Origin of the sequence: Nocardia sp. A7, from assembly GCF_046549215.1 — a bacterium.
Classification (GTDB): domain Bacteria; phylum Actinomycetota; class Actinomycetes; order Mycobacteriales; family Mycobacteriaceae; genus Nocardia.
Genome location: NZ_JAJPWE010000005.1, coordinates 17,991 through 20,817 on the forward strand (window position 1 = coordinate 17,991; position 2,827 = coordinate 20,817).

Annotated in this window: 3 protein-coding genes; all 3 read left to right on the top strand. The window is 68.9% G+C overall.

Features of this window, described 5'->3' with window-relative positions; genetic code table 11:
* The first annotated feature begins 145 nt into the window (after positions 1–145).
* The 3 genes from ACLJPD_RS25615 to ACLJPD_RS25625 all read left to right on the top strand — a co-directional run bounded on the left by ACLJPD_RS25615 (position 146) and on the right by ACLJPD_RS25625 (position 2,781).
* A complete protein-coding gene (locus ACLJPD_RS25615; RefSeq protein WP_410875469.1) occupies positions 146–688 on the top strand; it encodes an HNH endonuclease in 543 nt (180 codons plus the stop codon).
* On the top strand, positions 685–939 hold the full coding sequence (locus tag ACLJPD_RS25620) for a WhiB family transcriptional regulator (protein ID WP_410875471.1): 255 nt from the start codon (positions 685–687) through the stop codon (positions 937–939). Before ACLJPD_RS25615 ends, ACLJPD_RS25620 begins: the two co-directional genes overlap by 4 nt.
* 174 nt (positions 940–1,113) lie before the next feature.
* On the top strand, positions 1,114–2,781 hold the full coding sequence (locus tag ACLJPD_RS25625) for a substrate-binding domain-containing protein (protein WP_410875472.1): 1,668 nt from the start codon (positions 1,114–1,116) through the stop codon (positions 2,779–2,781).
* Positions 2,782–2,827: the final 46 nt, after the last annotated feature.

The window sequence follows — 2,827 nt, forward strand, 5'->3', positions numbered from 1 at the left end:
AGAATCGGATCAGACCTATCGCCGCACGCATTCGGCCCATCGCGCGATGCGCCTGGGGATCGATGGCTTCGGCCGTCTCCTGTTCGTGGCCTGACCGGGCCTGCCACCCTCCGACGTTCGCTTCTCCCGAAACATGGTGATTCCCATGATGATTCGTCATGCCGTCAACTCGACGGTGCCCGCATCCGATACCTGGATACACCAGCGGGTGCTCGTGCTGAACGCCAGCTACGAGGCCCTCGATGAAATCACTGCCGATCGGGCCGTGACACTGCTGATCAGCGGTGCCGCGGAGACGGTCATCGAGCGGGTACCGCACTTCCCGATCCGGTCGCAACACCTCGTCATCGGATTGCCCGAGACCATCCGGCTCGTGCGGTACGTGTACCTGGCCCACGTCACACCGATCGGCGACGACAGCCGCGCCACGCTGGCCGGGGTGCTGCGCCGCGACAAGCACCGGTGCGGTTACTGCGCCGACTGGGCGCACACCGTCGACCACATCCGCCCGCGCTCCAGGGGCGGACCCAATACCTGGAGCAATCTCGTCGCCTGTTGCGCCCCCTGCAACTCGGGAAAAGCAGACCGCACGCCAGAAGAGGCGGGGATGCGGCTGCTGTGGGAGCCCAAAGCTCCCGACCCGCTCGCCCGCAAACAGCGCCGGATCTGGAAGGAGTACGCGCCGTGACCACCACCGACCTCGCATTGACCGAACTGCTACCCCTGTCCGATTCGGGGCAGTGGCACCGCGCCGCCTGCCGCGGCGACCCCAACCACGAGGCGTGGTTTCCGTACCCGTCACAGGACTTCGACTACGCCCGAAAGATCTGCGCCGGGTGCCCGTTGCTCGCGGGGTGCACCGAGTACGCGTCGCAGACGGGTCAGTCGGGGGTCTGGGGTGGTCGTGAATACGACCGCGGTCGCGTGATTCGTGGTTGACCGGCCGGGCCGGGTGTCCCCTGCGGCACCCGGCTCTGCCCTTCGGCACACACTGCATGATTGCGCGCGCTGCCTGAGCCTGGCCGACCGCGCATGCCGAACGCTGTGACCTGCGGCGATGCGCACCGGTATGCGCTGTGCTGCGGTTGGGTCCGGTGTCCCTAAACTTGCCGCGTGGGTACGCATCGCAACGGGACCAGTTCTCGAAGTATCAGCAAGGGTCCGGTTATCGCGGCATCGGCACTCGTCCTGGTGATCGTCGCCGTTTTCGCCTGGTTCCAGCTCAGTGATCGCGCCGCGACCACCGATGTCGCGGCCGCCGCCGAGTGTGTCGAGGGGCCCGCACAGCTCGATGTCACGGTCGACCCGGCGATCGCGGGCCCGGTGCAGGCCGCGGCCGAACGGTTCAACGCGAGCAAACCTCGGGTGCGCGACCACTGCGCGCAGGTGACTGTGTCGGTACGCCCGTCGAGCGCGCTCGCGGCCGCCCTCGCCAATACCGCGAAATGGGATCCGGCCCTCGGCCCACAGCCGGGGCTGTGGATCGCCGATTCGAGCCGGTCGATCGAACTGGTTCGAGTGCCCGGTCTGATCGAGGGCACGCCCGCCTCGATCGCCACCAGCCCGATCGTGCTCGCCGTGCCCGATGCCCTGCGCCAAGCGCTCGAACAGCACCAGATCACCTGGGCCGACCTGCCGCGCCTGCAACAGGGCTCGCTCGAGGAGGTCGGTCTGTCGGGATGGGGTGGGCTGCGGATGGCCCTGCCCGCCGGCGACGCCACCACCGCCGCCGCCGCGTCCATCGGGGCCACGATCTCGGGAACCGAACCGCTCACCGAGCAGGCAGCAGGCTCCGGTCAGGTCGTCGCCGCGATCTCCGGGCTCGCCGCGGGCGCCGAGACACCGGCCGACCTGCTGACCGCCATGTCCGGGATCAGCGCGAATCCCACCGGCGACGACGTGCACGCGGTCGCCGCCACCCAGCAACAGCTCGACACCGGCGGGCTCACCGCGTACCGGCCCGTCGGCACCGCTCCGCTGGCCGACTACCCGGCGGCGCTGCTGTCGGGTCCGTGGGTCGACAAGACCCAGAACCTGATCGCCTCGCGTTTCATCGACTTCCTGCGCGCACCCGAGCAGGCGGGCGCGCTCGCCACCGAGGGCTTCGGTCCTGCCATCGGCTCGGCACCGGCGAATCCGTCGCGCGCGGCCCTGGAGAAGGTCCAGTCGACCCTCGAGAACCCGGTACTCGGGGTGAACGCCACGGTCCTGCTCGACGTGTCGTCGTCGATGGGCACGGCGGAGGGATCGACCACCCGCATGTCCAACGCTATCGCCGCGGTCGCCTCGACTCTGCAGGTGATGCCACCCGACTTCGGGCTCGGGCTGTGGACGTTCGGCAAGAACCTCGACGGCACCACCCCGTACAAGGTGCAGGTCGACACCGCGCTGCTCACCGACACCCAGCGCAACGCGGTCGGCTCGGCGGTCACCTCGGTGAAACCGAGCCAGCTCACCGCGGATCAGGCCTACCCGAGCCTGCTCGCCGCCTACCGCGCCGCGGTGGCGGGCTACTCCCCCGGTCGCACGAATTCGATCCTGCTGATCACCGATGGCCCCGACGACGATTCGACGCTGACCGGTCCCGCGCTCGTCAGCGAGATCACCGCGGCGACGAAGTCGGACAAGCCCATCCGCATCGATATCGTCGTGATCGGCGGCCAGGGCACCCAAACCCTGCAGACCCTCGCCGAGCAGACCGGCGGCACCTACACCCGCATGCCGACGAGCAACGACCTCGGCTTCGGCACCGCGGTGGTCAAGGCGCTCACCACACCCTAGGTTCGGAGAGCGGGATTCGTGACGACACCGGCACCGTCACGAAGAT

What these genes read in the sequence shown, in the direction of transcription:
- ACLJPD_RS25615 (WP_410875469.1), top strand. Translation starts at nt 146, where the DNA reads ATGATGATTCGTCATGCCGTCAACTCGACGGTGCCCGCATCCGATACC.